This window comes from Aeromonas sp. FDAARGOS 1410 (genome assembly GCF_019048745.1).
GTDB lineage: Bacteria > Pseudomonadota > Gammaproteobacteria > Enterobacterales > Aeromonadaceae > Aeromonas > Aeromonas jandaei.
Genome location: NZ_CP077401.1, coordinates 267,965 through 285,766, shown reverse-complemented (window position 1 = coordinate 285,766; position 17,802 = coordinate 267,965). Strand labels below are relative to the sequence as shown.

Annotated in this window: 15 protein-coding genes; 5 read left to right on the top strand and 10 right to left on the bottom strand. The window is 60.1% G+C overall.

The genetic code is table 11. The features are described 5' to 3' along the window. Positions 1-63: 63 nt before the first annotated feature. The 5 genes from add to glnA form a co-directional block, all read right to left on the bottom strand. Entirely contained in the window at positions 64-1,065 is a 1,002-nt protein-coding gene (add, locus tag I6L40_RS01330) for an adenosine deaminase (RefSeq protein WP_216994885.1), read from the bottom strand. A gap of 141 nt (positions 1,066-1,206) precedes the next feature. Then, positions 1,207-2,625, bottom strand: coding sequence for a nitrogen regulation protein NR(I) (gene glnG, locus I6L40_RS01325; RefSeq protein WP_041209491.1), 1,419 nt, complete (start codon positions 2,623-2,625; stop codon positions 1,207-1,209). A gap of 9 nt (positions 2,626-2,634) precedes the next feature. After that, complete coding sequence (glnL, locus tag I6L40_RS01320) at positions 2,635-3,690, bottom strand: nitrogen regulation protein NR(II) (RefSeq protein ID WP_043850701.1); 1,056 nt, start codon at positions 3,688-3,690, stop codon at positions 2,635-2,637. A gap of 80 nt (positions 3,691-3,770) precedes the next feature. Then, positions 3,771-4,352, bottom strand: coding sequence for a DUF4124 domain-containing protein (locus tag I6L40_RS01315; protein WP_071913742.1), 582 nt, complete (start codon positions 4,350-4,352; stop codon positions 3,771-3,773). 114 nt (positions 4,353-4,466) lie between these two features. Continuing rightward, positions 4,467-5,876 (bottom strand): glutamate--ammonia ligase, encoded by a 1,410-nt coding sequence (gene glnA / locus I6L40_RS01310; protein ID WP_041209494.1) that lies wholly within the window; start codon positions 5,874-5,876, stop codon positions 4,467-4,469. 351 nt (positions 5,877-6,227) lie between these two features. Between glnA and typA the strand changes: the two genes are divergently transcribed. Further along, positions 6,228-8,039, top strand: a complete 1,812-nt coding sequence (gene typA / locus I6L40_RS01305; RefSeq protein ID WP_041209495.1) for a translational GTPase TypA — start codon at positions 6,228-6,230, stop codon at positions 8,037-8,039. A gap of 475 nt (positions 8,040-8,514) precedes the next feature. On the opposite strand, the gene I6L40_RS01300 is transcribed toward typA, so the two are convergent. From I6L40_RS01300 to def, 5 genes are all read right to left on the bottom strand, one after another. Next, complete coding sequence (locus tag I6L40_RS01300; RefSeq protein ID WP_041209496.1) at positions 8,515-9,957, bottom strand: TrkH family potassium uptake protein; 1,443 nt, start codon at positions 9,955-9,957, stop codon at positions 8,515-8,517. Positions 9,958-10,053: 96 nt separating this feature from the next. Further along, entirely contained in the window at positions 10,054-11,430 is a 1,377-nt protein-coding gene (gene trkA, locus I6L40_RS01295; RefSeq protein WP_033114770.1) for a Trk system potassium transporter TrkA, read from the bottom strand. A gap of 79 nt (positions 11,431-11,509) precedes the next feature. Continuing rightward, positions 11,510-12,802, bottom strand: coding sequence for a 16S rRNA (cytosine(967)-C(5))-methyltransferase RsmB (rsmB, locus tag I6L40_RS01290; RefSeq protein WP_041209498.1), 1,293 nt, complete (start codon positions 12,800-12,802; stop codon positions 11,510-11,512). A gap of 60 nt (positions 12,803-12,862) precedes the next feature. After that, positions 12,863-13,807: a methionyl-tRNA formyltransferase gene (fmt, locus tag I6L40_RS01285; RefSeq protein WP_071913744.1), complete on the bottom strand. Its 945-nt coding sequence runs from the start codon at positions 13,805-13,807 to the stop codon at positions 12,863-12,865. Positions 13,808-13,819: 12 nt separating this feature from the next. Beyond that, positions 13,820-14,332, bottom strand: a complete 513-nt coding sequence (gene def / locus I6L40_RS01280; RefSeq protein ID WP_041209500.1) for a peptide deformylase — start codon at positions 14,330-14,332, stop codon at positions 13,820-13,822. Positions 14,333-14,440: 108 nt separating this feature from the next. On the opposite strand from def, the gene I6L40_RS01275 reads away from it, so the two are divergent. The 4 genes from I6L40_RS01275 to I6L40_RS01260 are packed head-to-tail and all read left to right on the top strand — an operon-like array spanning position 14,441 to position 17,729. Next, the gene (locus I6L40_RS01275; RefSeq protein ID WP_071913746.1) at positions 14,441-15,532 is read left to right on the top strand and encodes a LysM peptidoglycan-binding domain-containing protein; all 1,092 of its coding nucleotides are present in this window, start codon (positions 14,441-14,443) and stop codon (positions 15,530-15,532) included. 2 nt (positions 15,533-15,534) lie between these two features. Continuing rightward, entirely contained in the window at positions 15,535-16,650 is a 1,116-nt protein-coding gene (gene dprA / locus I6L40_RS01270; RefSeq protein WP_216994884.1) for a DNA-processing protein DprA, read from the top strand. Then, positions 16,643-17,116 (top strand): DUF494 family protein, encoded by a 474-nt coding sequence (locus tag I6L40_RS01265; RefSeq protein ID WP_071913751.1) that lies wholly within the window; start codon positions 16,643-16,645, stop codon positions 17,114-17,116. Before dprA ends, I6L40_RS01265 begins: the two co-directional genes overlap by 8 nt. Positions 17,117-17,171: 55 nt before the next feature. Continuing rightward, complete coding sequence (locus I6L40_RS01260) at positions 17,172-17,729, top strand: type I DNA topoisomerase (protein WP_071913754.1); 558 nt, start codon at positions 17,172-17,174, stop codon at positions 17,727-17,729. Positions 17,730-17,802 lie beyond the last annotated feature (73 nt).

Sequence of the window (17,802 nt, the reverse complement as noted above, 5' to 3'; positions counted from 1 at the left end):
AGAAATCCGCAAAGCAAACGGCCCACCGAAGTGGGCCGTTTTTATTTGCAATACCGATGTTAATCAGCGGCTGGCGGCGCGGGCGCTCAGTTCTGCTTTCTCGCTATCGCTCAGGAAGGCCAGGGTCAGGCCATTCTGCTGAGCGGTGCGGATTTCGCTGGCGGTCATGCCCGCGGCCGGAGCGGCCACTTCATATTCGTGGGGCAGATCGATCCCTTCCACCGCCGGGTCGTCGGTGTTGAGGCAAGCCAGCACGCCGGCAGCCAGGAACTGGCGGATCGGGTGTTCGGTCAGGCTCGTCACCGTGGTGGTCTGGACGTTGGAGGTGAGGCAGGATTCGATGCCGATGCGGTGCTCGGCCAGATAGGCCATCAGGGCCGGATCCTGAATCGCTTTGACACCGTGGCCGATACGCTCGGCACCCAGCTCGCGAATGGCCTGCCACATGCTCTCGGGGCCAGCCGCCTCACCGGCGTGCACGGTGACGCGCATGCTTGCATCGCGCACCTTGCGGAAGTGATCGACAAAGAGTTCCCCCGGGAAGCCCAGCTCGTCACCGGCCAGATCGATGGCGACCAGCTTGTCGCGGTGGGCCAGACAGGCGGCCAGCTCCTGATTGCACTGCTCGGTGCCGAAGGTGCGGCTCATGATGCCGATCAGATTGGCCTTGATGCCGAAGTCACGGCTGCCCGCGGCCACGCCGTCGATGATGGCTTCCACCACGCCTTGCGGGTGCAGCTTGTGGGTCATCGCCATATAGGCCGGGCTGAAGCGCAGCTCGGCATAGTCGATACCGGCGCGCAGCAGGTCTTCCACGTTCTCGTAGGCAACCCGGCGGCAGGCGTCATAGTCGGCCAGCACGGCAACACCCCAGTCCAGCTTCTTCAGGAAGGCGACCAGGCTCGGCTCGTTCTCGACGATCTGTACGTGAGGGCGCAGTGCCTCCAGCTCGAAGGCGGGCAGCTGGATATTGTGTTGGCGACCCAGCTCGAGGATGGTTTGCGGACGGATGTTGCCGTCCAGATGGCGGTGCAGGTCGGTCAGGGGGAGAGATCTGTCAATCATGATGGCGCCTTCTTCGAGTCGGGTTTGAAAGCCTGCCATTCTAGGCGGGGCTTTCAAAAAAGATACCCCGTTTGCTGGCAAACGGGGTCTTATTGGTCGGTGATTTATCAAGGCGTGATGGGAATCGTTTTTCCCCGGGACTCAGGAGAGATCGAGTTCCTTCAGCTTGCGGGTGAGGGTGTTGCGACCCCAGCCAAGCAGACGGGCCGCCTCCTGCTTGTGGCCGTGGGTATGCTCCAGCGCCGTCTCCAGCATGATCCGCTCGAACTGCGGCATGGCATCGGCCAGGATGTCTGTCTCTCCCAGCGCCAGCTTGCTGGCCACCCACTCCTGCAATTGCTGTTGCCAGCAACCGGGCAACGCCGGTTGACCGGGCTCGGCGTTGTGGGTGATGGGGGTAAGCAGCTCGGGGGGAAGATCGCTCACCAGCACCTCCTGCCCGGAGGCCATCACGGTGAGCCAGCGGCAGACGTTTTCCAGCTGGCGCACGTTACCCGGCCAGGGCAGGCGGCTGATATAGGCCTGGGTATCCGGATGCAGGCTCTTGGCCTCCACGTTTAGCTCCTTGGCGGCGCGCAACAGGAAGTGACGGGCCAGCTGGGGAATATCCTCACGGCGCTCCTTGAGGGCAGGAATATGGATGCGAATGACGTTGAGGCGGTGGAACAGATCCTCGCGAAACTCGCCATCGGCGACCCGCTTCTCCAGATTCTGGTGGGTGGCTGCGATGATCCGTACATCCACCTGCACCGGCTGGTGGCCACCGACCCGGTAGAACTGGCCATCGGCCAAGACCCGCAGCAGCCGGGTTTGCACATCAAGCGGCATGTCGCCGATCTCGTCGAGAAACAGGGTGCCGCCGTCGGCCTGCTCGAAGCGGCCGTGGCGGATGTTGTTGGCGCCGGTGAAGGCCCCCTTTTCGTGTCCGAACAGCTCCGATTCGATGAGATCTTTCGGGATGGCCGCCATGTTGAGGGCTATAAAGTTTTTGTGGGCGCGCGGGCTGTGCTTGTGCAGGGCGTGGGCGACCAGCTCCTTGCCGGTACCGCTCTGGCCGTTGATCAGCACCGAGATGCTGGAACGCGAGAGACGGCCGATGGCGCGGAATACTTCCTGCATCGCCGGCGCTTCACCGATGATCTCCGGCGTAGCGGTGGCTTCTTGCTGGCGAGACTTGCGCTTGGTGCGCTGCTCTTTGAGGTGATTCTCGGCGCGGCGCACCAGGGTCACCGCTTCGTCGATGTCGAACGGTTTGGGCAGGTACTCGAAGGCGCCGCGCTGGTAGGCGTTGACCGCGCTGTCGAGATCCGAGTGGGCGGTCATGATGATGATGGGCAGATCGGCCTGACGGCGGTGGATCTGCTCCAGCAGGCTCAGGCCGTCGATACCGGGCATCCGGATATCGGAGAGGATGACATCGGGCGAGCGCAGCTCAAGGGCGTGCAGCAGGGCTTCGCCATCGGCAAAGCTCTCGCAGTTGAAGCCTTCGCTGCCTAGGGTGCGTTCCAGCACCCAGCGGATAGAGCTGTCATCGTCGACGATCCACACTTTGGCTGTCATGGTGTTCCCTTACTTGCGAAGCGGTAGAAAAATGGTGAATTCGGTGTGGCCCGGCCAGCTGATGCAGTCGATTTTCCCCTTGTGCTGGTCGATGAGGTTCTGGGCGATGGAGAGGCCAAGCCCGGTGCCGCCCTCTTTGCCGGTGATCATGGGATAGAACAGGGTGTCGCGGATGGCATCGGGAATACCGGGGCCGTTGTCGATGATCTTGATCTCCGCCGCCAGCCGGTAACGCTGGCCGTGGATGGTGATCTGGAACGCGGTGCGGGTCTTGATGCGGATAAGCCCGGTTTGATCGCCCAGCGCTTCGGCGGCGTTGCGCACTATGTTAAGAAACGCCTGCTGCAGCTGATCCGGCTCCATCTCGAATTCGGGGATGCTGGGGTCGTAATCCCGTTCGATGCGCACCGTCGGTGGCAGCTCCAGCTCCACCAGTCGGCGTACCTGCTCCAGCACCGAATGGACATTGTGCATCTGGTGGCGGCCTGGGCGCTGGGGGCCGAGCAGCCGATCGACCAGTACCCGCAGCCGGTCGGCCTGTTCAATGATGATGCCGGTATATTCGCGCAGGGCCGGGTCGGGCAGCTCCTTTTGCAGCAGCTGGGCCGCGCCGCGCAGGCCGCCGAGGGGATTCTTGATTTCGTGGGCGAGACCGCGCACCAGCTCCTTGGCTGCCAGCTGCTGGGCATGCTGCTGCTGCTCCTGACTGATCTTTTTCTGCTGGTCGATCTTGCGAAGCTCCACGACCAGCAGACGCTGTTCGTGGTCGGCCATGGGAGTAGCACTCAGCTCTACCAACCGCGGTTCTCCCTCTACCACCAGAGTCACTTCGCTATCGGTAAAGCCCTGCCCTGAAACGAGGCACTGTTTCAGTCGTTGCAGGTCGAGGGAGATATGTTCCAGCAGATGGGGTAGTTCGATGCCGATCAGCCGTCGTTCACTGAGAGAGAGCAGCTGCTCGGCGGCGGGATTGACGAACTGGATGCAGAGCCGTTCATCCATCAGGATCACGGCGGTCAGCAAATTATCCAAGAGTGTTTTGGCGTTGTCCGAGCGGGTTGGCACTGGTTTCTCCCTAAAACGGTGCTGTGCACCTGCAACGCACCGATATGGTGCATTGAGTTTACCCGCATCGGTGCGCTATATCACCCCTGGTTGGCTTTGGGGGTGGGTTTGGGAGCCGGATCCACGCTTGCTCTATGCAGGTAAAAGGTGACTGGAGTCGATTTAGCAAGGATCGTACCGTCTTTGGCGAGCAGTTCTAGCTGGGCTTCGTGGGCGCCACGATCGACGTTTTCGATCCGGATCGAGAGGCTGTTGCTGACAAGGGGAGCCGCTTTGCCATCCAGTGTCAGCCGGACATCATACTGGGTGGGTGGTTTGGGGCTGATCTGGCCCTGAAAGACGATATTGCCGGTGTTGTCGCGCAGGGTGCTGCCCTGTTCCGGTGAAAGCAGGGCGATTACCAGTTTGGCTGCCTCTTTCTTCTTGCTGGCATCGACACCGGTCAGGGAGTTGAAGTTCTCTACCTGTACCGAACGGGGGGCTCCGCTTAAGAAGGGGGCCGTGCGCAGATCGACTTCCTTTACCTTCTTGCCGGGAGGAGGGGCATCCGTGTAGTGGGTGACGCCATTGCCATCGACCCAGGAGTAGACCTTGGCGGCATGCGTACCAAACGAGGTCAGCAACAGGAGGGCGACAAGCCCGATGCCATACTTGTTGTTCATCCATCTCTCCTTGACGGTATCTTGCTTAATCCTATCAGAGAAAAAACCCGCCAGATGGCGGGTTTTGTCACGATTGGGCAAGCTGGTCCGATTAACCGGACAGCTGTTTCCGGCTTAGACGGAGTAGTACAGCTCGAACTCCAGCGGGTGCGGGGTCATGCGCACACGGTCAACATCCTGCTGTTTCAGTTCCAGGTAGGAGTTGATGAAGTCATCGCTGAACACGCCGCCACGGGTCAGGAACTCGCGGTCAGCATCCAGAGCTGCCAGTGCTTCGTCCAGAGAGCCGGCAACGGTCGGTACTTCTGCAGCCTCTTCCGGCGGCAGGTCGTACAGGTTCTTGTCCATGGCATCGCCCGGATGGATCTTGTTGATGATACCGTCCAGACCGGCCATCAGCTGGGCCGCGAAGGCCAGGTACGGGTTGGCTGCCGGATCCGGGAAGCGCACTTCGATACGACGGGCTTTCGGGCTCGGTACCACCGGGATACGGATGGAGGCAGAGCGGTTGCGGGCAGAGTAGGCCAGCATGACCGGTGCTTCATAACCCGGAACCAGACGCTTGTAGGAGTTGGTGGTCGGGTTGGCGAAGGCGTTGATGGCCTTGGCGTGCTTGATGATACCGCCGATATAGTGCAGCGCCATCTCGGACAGACCGCCATACAGGTCGCCGGCGAACAGGTTGACGCCGTTCTTGGCCAGAGACTGGTGGCAGTGCATGCCGGAGCCGTTGTCTCCGAACATGGGTTTCGGCATGAAGGTGACGGTCTTGTTGTAGGCGTGGGCCACGTTGTGGATCACGTACTTCAGCACCTGCACTTCGTCCGCTTTCAGGGTCAGAGTATTGAAGCGGGTCGCGATCTCGTTCTGACCGGCAGTCGCCACTTCGTGGTGGTGAGCTTCAACAACCTGGCCCATCTCTTCCAGCACCAGACACATGGCGGCACGGATGTCCTGGGAGGAGTCAACCGGCGCAACCGGGAAGTAACCGCCTTTCACGAACGGACGGTGTCCCTTGTTGCCATGCTCATAGGCAGTACCGGAGTTCCATGCAGCTTCTTCGGATTCGATCTTCACGAAGCTGTGGCCCATGGTGTTGGAGAAGGTGATGTTGTCGAACATGAAGAATTCCGGCTCCGGCCCGAACAGCACGGTGTCAGCGATACCGCTGGACTTCAGGAAATCTTCGGCGCGCTTGGCGATGGAGCGCGGGTCGCGGTCGTAGCCCTGCATGGTGGCAGGCTCCAGCACGTCACACACGATGTTCAGAGTGGTCTCTTCGGTGAAGGGATCCAGCTTGGCTGAGGCGGCATCCGGCATCAGTACCATGTCGGATTCGTTGATGCCTTTCCAGCCACCGATGGAGGAGCCGTCGAACATCTTGCCGTCTTCGAAGAAATCTTCATCAACCTGATGGGCAGGGATGGATACGTGCTGCTCTTTGCCCTTGGTGTCGGTAAAGCGCAGATCAACAAACTTGACTTCGTGTTCCTGGATCAGGGCCAAAACGTTCTGGACTGACATGCTAAATAACCTCCGGTGTTAAAACTCTCTGGGTGAATGCGTCGTCGTATTCACATAAGCCAGTATCGTGCCAAGTTTGTGACAGCCTGATTTCAGGGCAATCCCGTCTCGGTGGTTCCCCAAAAGCAGGCAATCTCGACTGGTGTTGCATCAAAATAGTGCGACCGCGGATCGTTTTGGTGCACTGAAATAGTGCGCAAGATGCGGTCGCACCCCATATAAGCAGGCTTTACAGACGAGGTCTATGATCCAGATCCGTTGTCATGCGCGAATGTACTGCAATTCTGCTAGGCAGATCACAAAGGCAAGAGTACAATTAGCGCCCAATTTTACCCGGTGATTGAGGCGAGAATGTTAGAGAATTTACGCAATATTGCGATTATTGCGCACGTTGACCACGGCAAAACGACGCTGGTGGACAAACTGCTGCAGCAGTCCGGTACCCTGGACCGCTCCACGGAAGGCCAGGAACGGATCATGGACTCCAATGATCTGGAACGGGAACGTGGCATCACCATTCTCGCCAAGAACACTGCGATCCGCTGGAATGACTACCGCATCAACATCGTTGATACCCCGGGTCACGCCGACTTCGGTGGTGAAGTTGAGCGCGTACTGTCCATGGTTGACTCCGTGCTGCTGCTGGTTGACGCCGTTGACGGCCCGATGCCGCAAACCCGTTTCGTGACCCAGAAAGCGTTCGCTCAGGGTCTGAAGCCGATCGTGGTCATCAACAAGGTTGACCGTCCGGGTGCTCGTCCTGACTGGGTAATGGATCAGGTATTTGACCTGTTCGACAACCTGGGCGCGACTGACGAACAGCTGGACTTCAAAGTGGTTTACGCCTCTGCACTGAACGGTTGGGCCACCATGGATCAGGACGTCGAGTCCGAGAACATGGAGCCGCTGTTCCAGGCCATCGTCGACAACGTGGAAGCCCCGAAAGCTGACACCGAAGGCGCGTTCCAGATGCAGATCTCCCAGCTGGACTACAACTCCTATGTGGGCGTTATCGGTATCGGCCGTATCACTCGTGGTCGCGTCAAGACCAACCAGCAGGTCACCATCGTTGGTGCCGACGGCAAGACCCGCAACGGTAAAGTCGGTCAGGTGCTGGGCTATCTGGGCCTGTCCCGTACCGAAGTTGCCGATGCGCAAGCTGGCGACATCATCGCCATCACCGGTCTGGGCGAGCTGAAGATCTCCGACACCATCTGCGACAACGGTGCTGTTGAAGCGCTGCCGCCGCTCTCCGTTGACGAGCCGACCGTGAACATGACCTTCCAGGTCAACACCTCACCGTTCGCCGGTAAAGAGGGCAAGTTCGTGACCTCCCGCAACATTCTGGAGCGTCTGAACCAGGAGCTGGTCCACAACGTGGCCCTGCGCGTGGAAGAGACCGACGATCCGGACAAGTTCCGCGTATCCGGTCGTGGTGAACTGCACCTCTCCATCCTGATCGAAAACATGCGTCGCGAAGGTTACGAGCTGGCGGTATCCCGTCCGGAAGTAATCCTGCGTACCGTTGACGGCGAACTGCAAGAACCGTTCGAAACCGTAACTGTGGACGTGGAAGAAGCGCACCAGGGTTCCGTGATGGAGCAGCTGGGTCTGCGTAAGGGCGAAATGACCAACATGACCCCGGATGGCAAGGGTCGTGTCCGTCTGGACTTCATGATCCCGAGCCGTGGCCTGATCGGCTTCCAGACCGAGTTCATGACCATGACTTCCGGTACCGGTCTGCTGTACCACACCTTCGACCACTACGGTCCGCACAAGGGTGGTAGCATCGGTGAGCGTCAGAACGGCGTGCTGATCTCCAACGCTACCGGTAAGGCACTGACTTACGCCCTGTTCGGTCTGCAAGACCGCGGTCGTCTGTTCATCGGTCACGCGACCGAAGTGTACGAAGGCCAGGTGATCGGTATCCACTCCCGTTCCAACGACCTGACTGTTAACTGCCTGAAAGGCAAGCAGCTGACCAACATGCGTGCCTCCGGTACCGACGAAGCTCAGGTGCTGACCCCGCCGATCCGCATGACTCTGGAACAGGCTCTCGAGTTCATCGACAACGATGAACTGGTAGAAGTGACTCCGAAGAGCATCCGTATCCGTAAGAAGCTGCTGACCGAGCTGGATCGCAAGCGCTCTGGCCGTGGTTAATCCCATGTGCTGAGTCTCGGTAGCCCTCGCGGTTGCTGACGATTCGCTGATAGAAAGGCCCAAACCTCAGGTTTGGGCCTTTTTTTATCTGCGTTGGGCTGGGCTGAACGGTTGCACCTTGCCTTGTGGATAAGCGCTGCTGCCGGGCGTGACAGGCTTTCAATGGGCGTTTGGCTTGCTATGGCTCGATGCAGAGGGCGTGTTCTGGAGGCTGGGCTCTGCAGATCGGAAGATGGTCTTACCGGGCCTGTTGGCAGGGGCGGGCTCTTATGGGTGAGCCAAAGCAATCGCTATAAATTTAATTTATGGATTTTGTCTTAATGACCCAGCTTTACCTTATGTGAGCAAAGTGGGCTGCCTGAAGCACTCTGTGGCTCATGCCAAGCCGTTACAGGGCGGTGCCCGATCAGGGGCATAAAAAACGACGCCCTCCACCGCGTGTTATCAACCGGTGGAGGGCGTCGCTACTTGCGCGTTACTGGCGCCAGAACGAGGGGAAGAAGAGTACTGCGACCGTCAGGATCTCCAGCCGTCCCAGCAGCATGCCGAACGACAGCAGCCACTTGGCCGAGTCGGGCAGGCTGGCAAAGTTGGTGCTGGGGCCGACCACCGGCCCCATCCCCGGCCCCACGTTGGCAACCGCAGTGATGGAACTGGAGATGGAGGTGAGGGGGTCGAGCCCGATGGCGGCCAGCAGCGCCGCGATCACCAGAATGATGGCGAAGTAGGCCAGCACGAAGGAGATCATCGAGCGGATGATGGCGTCGTTGACCGTCCGGCCGTTGTACTTCTGGGGAAATACGCCGGAGGGGTGCATCAGCTGGCGCATCTGCTTCTTGAACAGGGCAAAGGCCACCTGTACCCGGAAGATCTTGAGGCCGCCCGCAGTCGAGCCCGAGCAGGCGCCAAGCGCCAGCAGCACGATGAAGGTGATGCTGGCCAGCGGCCCCCAGGTACCGAAGTCACCGAGGCCAAAGCCCGTGGTGGTAAGCACCGAAACGATGTTGAAGCAGCTGATGCGCAGGGCATCCCAGAAGTCGAACAGGTTCCGCTCCCACAGGTAGAAGGTCATGATGGCGGTGACCCAGACCACCAGCCAGAAGAAGCCGCGCACCTGGGCATCCTTGAACAGGCTGTAATCCCGGTGGTTGAGGCTCTGCACGTAAAGCAGGAAGGGCAGGCCACCAAGGAACATGAACAGGGTGCCAATCCAGTGTGCCGAGTTGGAGAAGTGGGACATGGATTGATCGGAGGTGGAGTAGCCGCCGGTACTGAGGGTGGTCATCGAGTGGTTGATCGCCTCGAACAGCGTCATGCCGCTGGCCCAGTAGGCCATCATGCAGAGCATGGAGAGCACCAGATAGACCAGCACTATGTTGTTGGCCACCGTCTTGGCCCGTGGCGCACTTTTATCCGACCAGTCCGAGCTCTCGGTCTGGAACAGCTTCATGCCGCCGACGTTGAGGTAGGGCAGCACAGCTACCGCCATTACGATAAAGCCGACCCCGCCCAGCCACTGCAGGATGGAACGCCACAGCAGGATGCTGTGGGCCATGTTGTCGAGGCCGGAGAGCACGGTAGAGCCGGTGGTGGTCACCCCCGACATGGTCTCGAAGTAGGCGTCGGTAAAGTTGATGTGGGTGATGAAGACAAAGGGCAGCGCCCCGAAGATACAGGCCACCACCCAGACCGAGGTGGTGAGCAGGAACATCTCCCGCACCCCCAGATGAAACTCCGCCTTGCGCCCGTAATGGAGGCAGAGCAGGGCGGCGCCGTGGGTGATGAGCACCGATTTGAGAAACTCGACGAACCCCTCGGAGCCGGTCAGCAGAGCCAGCAGGGTCGGCAGCCACATGAAGAGCGCCAGCTTGGAGAGCACCAGCCCGAGAGTAAAGATGATGGGACGCAGCTTGATCATGTTCGATAACCTGGTCGGTGATTGAAAAAAGACCCGGAGCATCCCCCTGGTGGGGCTGAGCCGGGTCTGGCGTGACAGTGAGTGGCCATGGGCCCGTTACAGGAAGAAGGGGCTGGGCTGGAACAGCCGTTCCACTTCCGGGATGTACTTCTTGTCCACCAGGAACATGACCACGTGGTCATCCTGCTGGATCCTGGTGCGGTCGTGAGCGATCAGCACCTCATCCCCGCGCACTACGGCACCTATGGTGGTGCCCGGCGGCAGCTTGAGCTCGCCTACCGTCTTGCCGACCACCTTGGAGGTGTTCTCGTCGCCGTGGGCAATCGCCTCAATCGCCTCGGCAGCGCCGCGGCGCAGACTGTAGACGTTGGCGATATCGGCCCGGCGCACGTGGGTCAGCAGGGCCGAGATGGTGGCCTGCTGCGGCGAGATGGCGATATCGATGGAACCGCCCTGCACCAGGTCGACGTAGGCGCCGCGCTGGATCAGCACCATGGTTTTCTTGGCCCCCATCTTCTTGGCAAGCAGCGCCGACATGATGTTGGCCTCATCCTCGTTGGTGACGGCGATGAAGACATCGATCTGGTCGATGTGCTCCTCGGCCAGCAGCTCCTGATCCGCCGCATCGCCGCAGAAGACGATGGTGTTCTCCAGCAGTTCGGAGAGCTGCTCCGCCCGCTTCTGGTTGCGCTCGATAAGCTTGACGCTGTAGCGCTTCTCCAGCTGGCGGGCGAGACCTGCACCGATGTTGCCACCACCGACGATCATGATGCGACGGTAGGGGCTCTCGAGGCGCTGCAGCTCCGACATCACGGCGCGGATATGGCCTGCCGCGGCAACGAAGAACACCTCGTCATCCGCTTCGATGATGGTGGTGCCTTGCGGACGGATCGGGCGGCCCTGACGGAAGATGGCCGCTACCCGGGTCTCGATGTTGGGCATGTGCTCGCGCAGGGTGGAGAGCGCATTGCCAACCAGCGGGCCGCCGTAGTAGGCCTTGACCGCCACCAGACCGACGCGGCCACCTGCGAAATCAACCACTTGCAGGGCACCCGGATACTCGATCAGGCGACGTACATAGTCGGTCACCAGCTGCTCCGGTGCGATCAGGTGATCCACCGGCACCGATTCCGGCAGGAACAGGCGATCCCGCTCGGTCAGATAGGCGGGCGAACGGATCCGCGCCACCTTGTTCGGGGTGTTGAACAGGGAGTAGGCGACCTGACAGGCGATCATGTTGGTCTCGTCACTGTTGGTGACGGCGACCAGCATGTCGGCATCCTGGGCGCCCGCTTCGCGCAGCACCTTGGGGTGAGCGCCATGGCCGTTGACCACCCGCAGGTCAAACTTGTCCTGCAGTTCGCGCAGGCGCTCACTGTCGGTATCGACGATGGTGATGTCGTTGTTCTCTCCGGCCAGGTTCTCGGCCAGAGTGCCGCCGACCTGGCCGGCTCCCAAAATGATGATTTTCATAGGGAACGTCTACTCACGTTGAGGCAGTAAAGGGGCATTCCGCCAGCATGGCGATTGCCCCGGAAGAAGCATGTCAGCGTCACAGCTTGACCAGCTTGGCGTAGTAGAAGCCATCCATCTCGGCTTCACCCGGCAGGAACTGGCGACCCGGGCAATCCGGGGTGTCCTGTTCGTGCAACGGTACCAATTTGGCATCTTTGGTCGCGGCAAGGAAGGCGCGGATCTGTTCGCGGTTCTCTTCCGGCAGGACGGAGCAGGTGGCGTAAAGCAGGGTGCCGCCGCTCTTCAGCTTGCCCCAGAGGGCGTTCAGAATGCGGCGTTGCAGCTCGGCCAGCTCACGGATGTCCTGATCGCGGCGCAACCATTTGATGTCGGGGTGGCGACGGATAACGCCGGTGGCGGAGCAGGGGGCATCCAGCAGGATGCGGTCGAACTGGCCCTCCGGCCACCACTGTTCCGGCGCCGCGGCATCGCCATGGATCACTTTGGCGGTCAGGCCGATGCGATCCAGGTTCTCCTGCACCCGCTTGAGGCGGTTCTCGTCGGCATCGACGGCGACCACGCCGGCCAGCTTGGGTTGACGCTCCAGCAGGTGGGCGGTCTTGCCGCCGGGGGCGGCGCAGGCATCCAGCACCCACTCACCCGGTTGCGGGTCGAGCAGGGCGGCAGCCTGTTGTGCTGCACCATCCTGTACCGAGCAGTCACCGACTTCGAAGCCGGGCAGCTTGGTCACATCGCAGGGACGCTCCAGCAGGATGCAATCCTCGCCCTCTTCACCGGCCACCGCATTGATGCCGGCTTCGGCCATGCGGGCCAGCATCTGCTCGCGGCTCTGGCGCTGGCTGTTGTTGCGGATCCACATGGGGGGGCGCTGGTTGTTCGCCTCCATGATGAACTCCCACTCGTCGGGATAAGCCTGACGCAGGCGCTTGGTGAGCCACTCGGGGTGACCGAGGCGCACGCTCGGCACGCGGTCGATACGCAGCAGAATCACTTCGGCGCTGCGCTGGAAGTTGCGCAGCACGCCGTTGATGAGGCCACGCAGGGAGGTGCCCTTGAGCAGTTTGACTGCGTTGACGGTCTCGGCCACCGCGGCGTGAGCCGGAATGCGGGTGTAGATGAGCTGGTAGAGGCCGACCAGAATGAGGTAGTGGAAGATGCGGCTCTTGTTCTTGAGCGGCTTGTCCATCATCTCGCCGACCGCTGCATCGAGGCGGGGCAGCCAGCGCAGGGTACCGTAGCAGAGTTCTTGCAGGAGGGCGCGATCGCGGGGCGCAACCTTCTCCTGGGCAGCAGGCAGAACGGCGGAGAGGGACTGGCCCTGATCCAGCACCTGTTGAATAACGAGAGCAGCCTGTGCGCGTGTTTTCATAGTGTTACCTTAGATGCGCAAGTCGGGGCCTGAGCCCCGCTTGTGTCAATTCAATCCAGTTCAATTCAATTGCGTGCCGGGTTCAAACCAGTCGCGGCGAGAGTTGAGCAGGTCCGTCACGGACATCGCCTTCTTGCCGGGCGGCTGCAGGGTCAGCAGGCGCAGTACCCCTTTGCCGGTGGCGATATCGATCCCCTGCTTGTCAGCCTTGAGCAGGGTTCCGGCGCGCTGGCCATGGTCGCTGTCGATGACGGCGGCTTGCCATACCTTGACGGTCTGGCCAGCCACTTCGAACCAGCTGATGGGCCAGGGATTGAAGGCGCGGATGCAGCGCTCGATGGCGACGGCGTCCATCGACCAGTCGATGCGGGCCTCTTCCTTGGAGAGCTTCTCGGCGTAGTTGGCCAGCGCATCATCCTGCACTTCGGCCGCGGTGTCGCCGGCGGCCATGGCGTCGATGGTGTCGACCAGTGCCTGCGGGCCCAGCTCGGCCAGTTTGTCATAGAGGCTGGCGGAGGTCTCGTCGGCGGCGATTGGGCAGGTCACTTTGCGGATCATGGCGCCGGTATCCAGCCCCACATCCATCTGCATGATGGTGACGCCGGTTTCGGCATCGCCCGCCCAGATGGAGCGCTGGATCGGTGCGGCACCGCGCCAGCGTGGCAGCAGGGAGCCATGGACGTTGATGCAACCCAGACGCGGGGTATCGAGCACCGCTTTGGGCAGGATCAGGCCATAGGCCACGACGACCATTAGATCGGCGCCAAGGGCTGCCAGCTCGGCTTGCGCCTCTTCCTTGCGCAGGCTAGCCGGTTGATAAACTGGCAGATAATGGGCCAGCGCCAGCTCTTTGACCGGGCTGGCGGTGAGCTTCTGGCCGCGACCGGCGGGCTTGTCCGGCTGGGTATAAACGGCGACGACCTCGTGGTCGGAAGACAACAACGCCGCCAGGTGACGGGCGGCGAAGTCGGGAGTACCGGCAAAAATCAGTTTCAACTTATTCAACGGGGCAGATCCTCAGAGGGCTTTGCGATCTTCACGGGCCATCTTCTCCAGCTTCTGGCGAATGCGCTGGCGCTTGAGCGGGGACAGGTAATCCACAAACAGCTTGCCCATCAGGTGGTCCATCTCGTGCTGGATGCAGATGGCGAGCAGGTCGTCCGTTTCCAGTTCAAACGGCTTGCCGTGGCGATCCAGCGCGCGGATCTTGATCTGTTCGGCGCGCGGCACCAGAGCTCGGCTGCCGGGCACGGAGAGGCAACCCTCCTCGATGCCGGTGCTGCCGCACTGGGAGATGACTTCCGGATTGATCAATACCAGAGGGTCTTCACGGTTTTCAGAGACATCGATCACTATGATGCGCTGATGAATGTCCACCTGTGTTGCAGCCAGGCCGATGCCTTCCTCTGCGTACATGGTTTCGAACATATCATCTACAATTTGCTGTAACTCGGGTGTAAAGGTCTCGACAGGGGCTGCGACGGTGCGCAAGCGCTCATCGGGAAAACGCAATACATCTAGAATGGCCATAGTTTTTTCTTTAGTTTCGTATAAATGCAGTCAATATTGGCGTAATTCTAGTCATTTACGCCGACAAAAAACAGCAACACTTTGCGCGCAGAAGTAACAGGGAGTGTTATGTATCTGAAGCGAACCATCCTGGCCTGTCTGCTGGTTGCCGCGAGCCCGACTCTGCTGGCCGGCCAGCTGAAGCTTAAAGCCGGCTATCCCGAGAGCTATGTCGTGCAAAAAGGCGACACATTGTGGGACATCTCCGGCAAGTATCTCTCCGAGCCCTGGCTCTGGCCCCGTCTCTGGAATATCAATCCGCAGATTGCCAATCCCCACTGGATCTACCCGGGTGACGTGCTGCAACTGAGCTGGGTCAATGGCGAACCCCGCCTTGGCAAGGCGATGCAAGGGGGCAAGCAGGTCATCCGCCTGAGCCCGAAAAACCGCTATGAGAGCAAAGCCAATCCCATTCCCACCCTTCCTATCAGCGAGATTGGCCCGTTTTTGCAGACCGACCATATTCTTGCCAACGCTCAGCAGGGGAAGAAACTGCCTTATCTGCTGGGGTCGGATGAAAAACATATCGGCATGCTGGAGGGGGACACCCTCTATGTCCAGGGGGCTTTGACCCCGGGCCAGGTGTATGGCGTGTACCATCCCGGTGCAATCTACAAGGATCGCGATACGGGCGAGCTGCTTGGGCAAGAGGCCGTGCTCACCGGTATCGTTCGAGCGGTGGCGCGCCTGGATGGTGATCGCACCGAAGTGACTCTGACCCACAACCAGAGGGAGGTGTTGCAGGGTGACAAGGTGATGCCGCTACCCGAGCAGGAGAGCATGCCTGCCGTATTCATGCCCAAGGCGGCACCTGCCATCCAGCCGGGCTATATCGTCGACCTGCCCAGCAAGGCTCGAGGCGGCGGCAAGTTCGATGTGGTGCTCATCAACAAGGGGAGTCGGGATCTGCTGTCGGCGGGCGATGTGCTCGACATCCGCCGTCCCGGTGCTGCGCTGGTCACCAAGAATGGTACCGTCCAGTACAAAGAGCTCTCGTCGGTCTACAACAAGGTGTTTTACAGCAGCAACAAAAAGGCGCCACTGCCTTCCGAAGCGATTGCCCGGGTCATGCTGTTCAAAGTGTATGACAAGCTGAGTTACGGCCTCATCATGCAGAGCAAGGACATGGTGAGTACTGGTTATCAGGTAACTCACTTCTGACCGTGCACTATCCTGACGATCGCCTTGCACTTTGGCTCGCGCTGGATGCAGTCACCGGGATTGGCCCGGTGACGGCATCCCGTCTGCTGGAGCGGGTTGGCGGCGATATTCAGCAACTGTTTCAGTGTGACGAAACGCAGTTGCACCAGATGGGATTGTCGTCAGAACAGATCCGCCAATTGCGCTGGCCATCACCTGTTGTCGAGCAGAGCCTGATGTGGGCGACCCAGCCCGGCAATGCACTACTTCCGCAGGATCATCCCGCTTACCCTCCCTTGCTCAGGGAGATCCCCGCCGCCCCCTTGCTGCTCTACTGCCGTGGCGAGCTTTCTGCTTTGTCTCTTCCACAGCTGGCAATGGTGGGAACCCGCCATCCAACCTATGCCGGCAAGGATAATGCAGCCCGTCTTTGTTGCGAGCTGGTTGGCTGTGGCTTGGCAATTACCTCGGGTCTTGCGCTTGGCATCGATGGTGTCTGCCATCAGCAGGCCCTGGCCGCCGGAGGCATGACCCTGGCTGTGCTGGGGTCAGGGCTGGATCAGCTCTATCCCAAACGTCATCAAGCGCTGGCTGCTGCAATACTCGAGCGGGGCGGCGTATTGATTTCCGAGCTGGCGCCGGACAAAGGGCCGCTGGCTGAACATTTTCCCCGCCGCAACCGTATCATCAGTGGTTTATCCCTTGGCACTCTGGTGGTTGAGGCTACCGAGCAGAGTGGTTCACTCATTACGGCGCGCTATGCGCTTGAGCAGGGCCGCGAGGTATTTGCGGTGCCCGGAGCGCCGCAAAACGGGCAGGCAACCGGGTGCAATAAATTAATTCAGCAGGGGGCCAAACTTGTGTTGAGTGCGGCCGATATAGTGGAAGAGCTGCCCGAATGGGCAGTGCGGTTGCCGGAACCGGTCGTATCATCTGAGCAATCGCATAATAGCGAATTGCCTTATGCAGATTTGTTGGATAACGTAGATTACGAGACCACAAGTGTGGATACCGTCGCCGAGCGGGCCCAGCTTCCTGTCGAAGTGGTATTAGGCAGGTTGGTAGAGCTGGAGCTGGCCGGAGCAGTCACGGCGGTCGCCGGTGGATACGTCAGAGCGAGGAGGGTGAATCATGTTTGATGTATTGATGTACCTTTTCGAGACCTACATCCACAGCGATGCAGATGTGATGGTCGAGCAGAATGAACTCACCGACGAGCTGAGCCGTGCCGGCTTTGACAAGGAAGAGATCGACAAGGCGCTGACCTGGCTGGAGCGGCTGGCCAATCTGCATGACAGCGAGCGTGAGGTCTATGTAGCCGCCAGCGCGCAAGGCTCCATTCGTATCTATGCTCCGCAAGAGCTGGCTCGTCTCAGCACCGAGTGCCGCGGTTTCCTGCTGTTTCTGGAGCAGGCTCAGGTACTTAACGCCGAGACCCGCGAGATCTGCATCGAGCGCCTGCTCGAGCTGGATAAGCCGGACATCGAGCTGGATGACCTCAAGTGGGTCGTCATGATGGTGCTATTCAATGTGCCGGGCAGTGAAAATGCCTACCAGCAGATGGAAGAGCTGGTGTTTGACGAGTCAGACGGCGTCATTCACTGACAGTCCGGTGCCGCGCTGGTAGAATTCAGACCATCTGGATTTCAAGGCGCGGCCCATGTCAAAAATCGATCATCACCTCTTTTCAGCCCACGAACATGCCTTCGAGCGCGAGCCGTGCCCGCAGTGCGGGGCCGAGCTGGTGATCCGTCAGGGCAAACATGGCCCCTTTCTCGGTTGTTCTGCCTACCCCGCCTGTGACTATATTCGTTCTCTGACGCCATCCGGCCGCGATATCGAGAAGGTGCTCGATGGCTCTGCCTGTCCCGAATGCGGTCAGCCGCTGGCGATCAAGAAGGGGCGCTATGGTCTGTTTGTCGGCTGTACTCACTATCCGGCCTGCCAGCATATCGAATCCCTGCAGGAGAGCGACGATACCCAGATCCTCTGCCCGGAGTGTGGCAAGGGCCACCTGGTGAGCCGCACCTCCCGCTACGGCAAGCAGTTTTACTCCTGCGACGGCTATCCACACTGCAAATATGTGGTTAATGACAAGCCGGTTCCCATGCCTTGCCCGCAGTGTGGCTGGGGCATCATGGTGGAGAAAAAGGTGCGGGGAACGCTGCGCTGGGTCTGTCCGCAAAAGAAATGCGGCCATCAAAGTGAGCGGGTATAATCGCGCCGCCATAACGGAACTAAAACGTTTTCGGCGAACTTCAACCCCCCACTTGGAGTAAGGAAATTCCCAC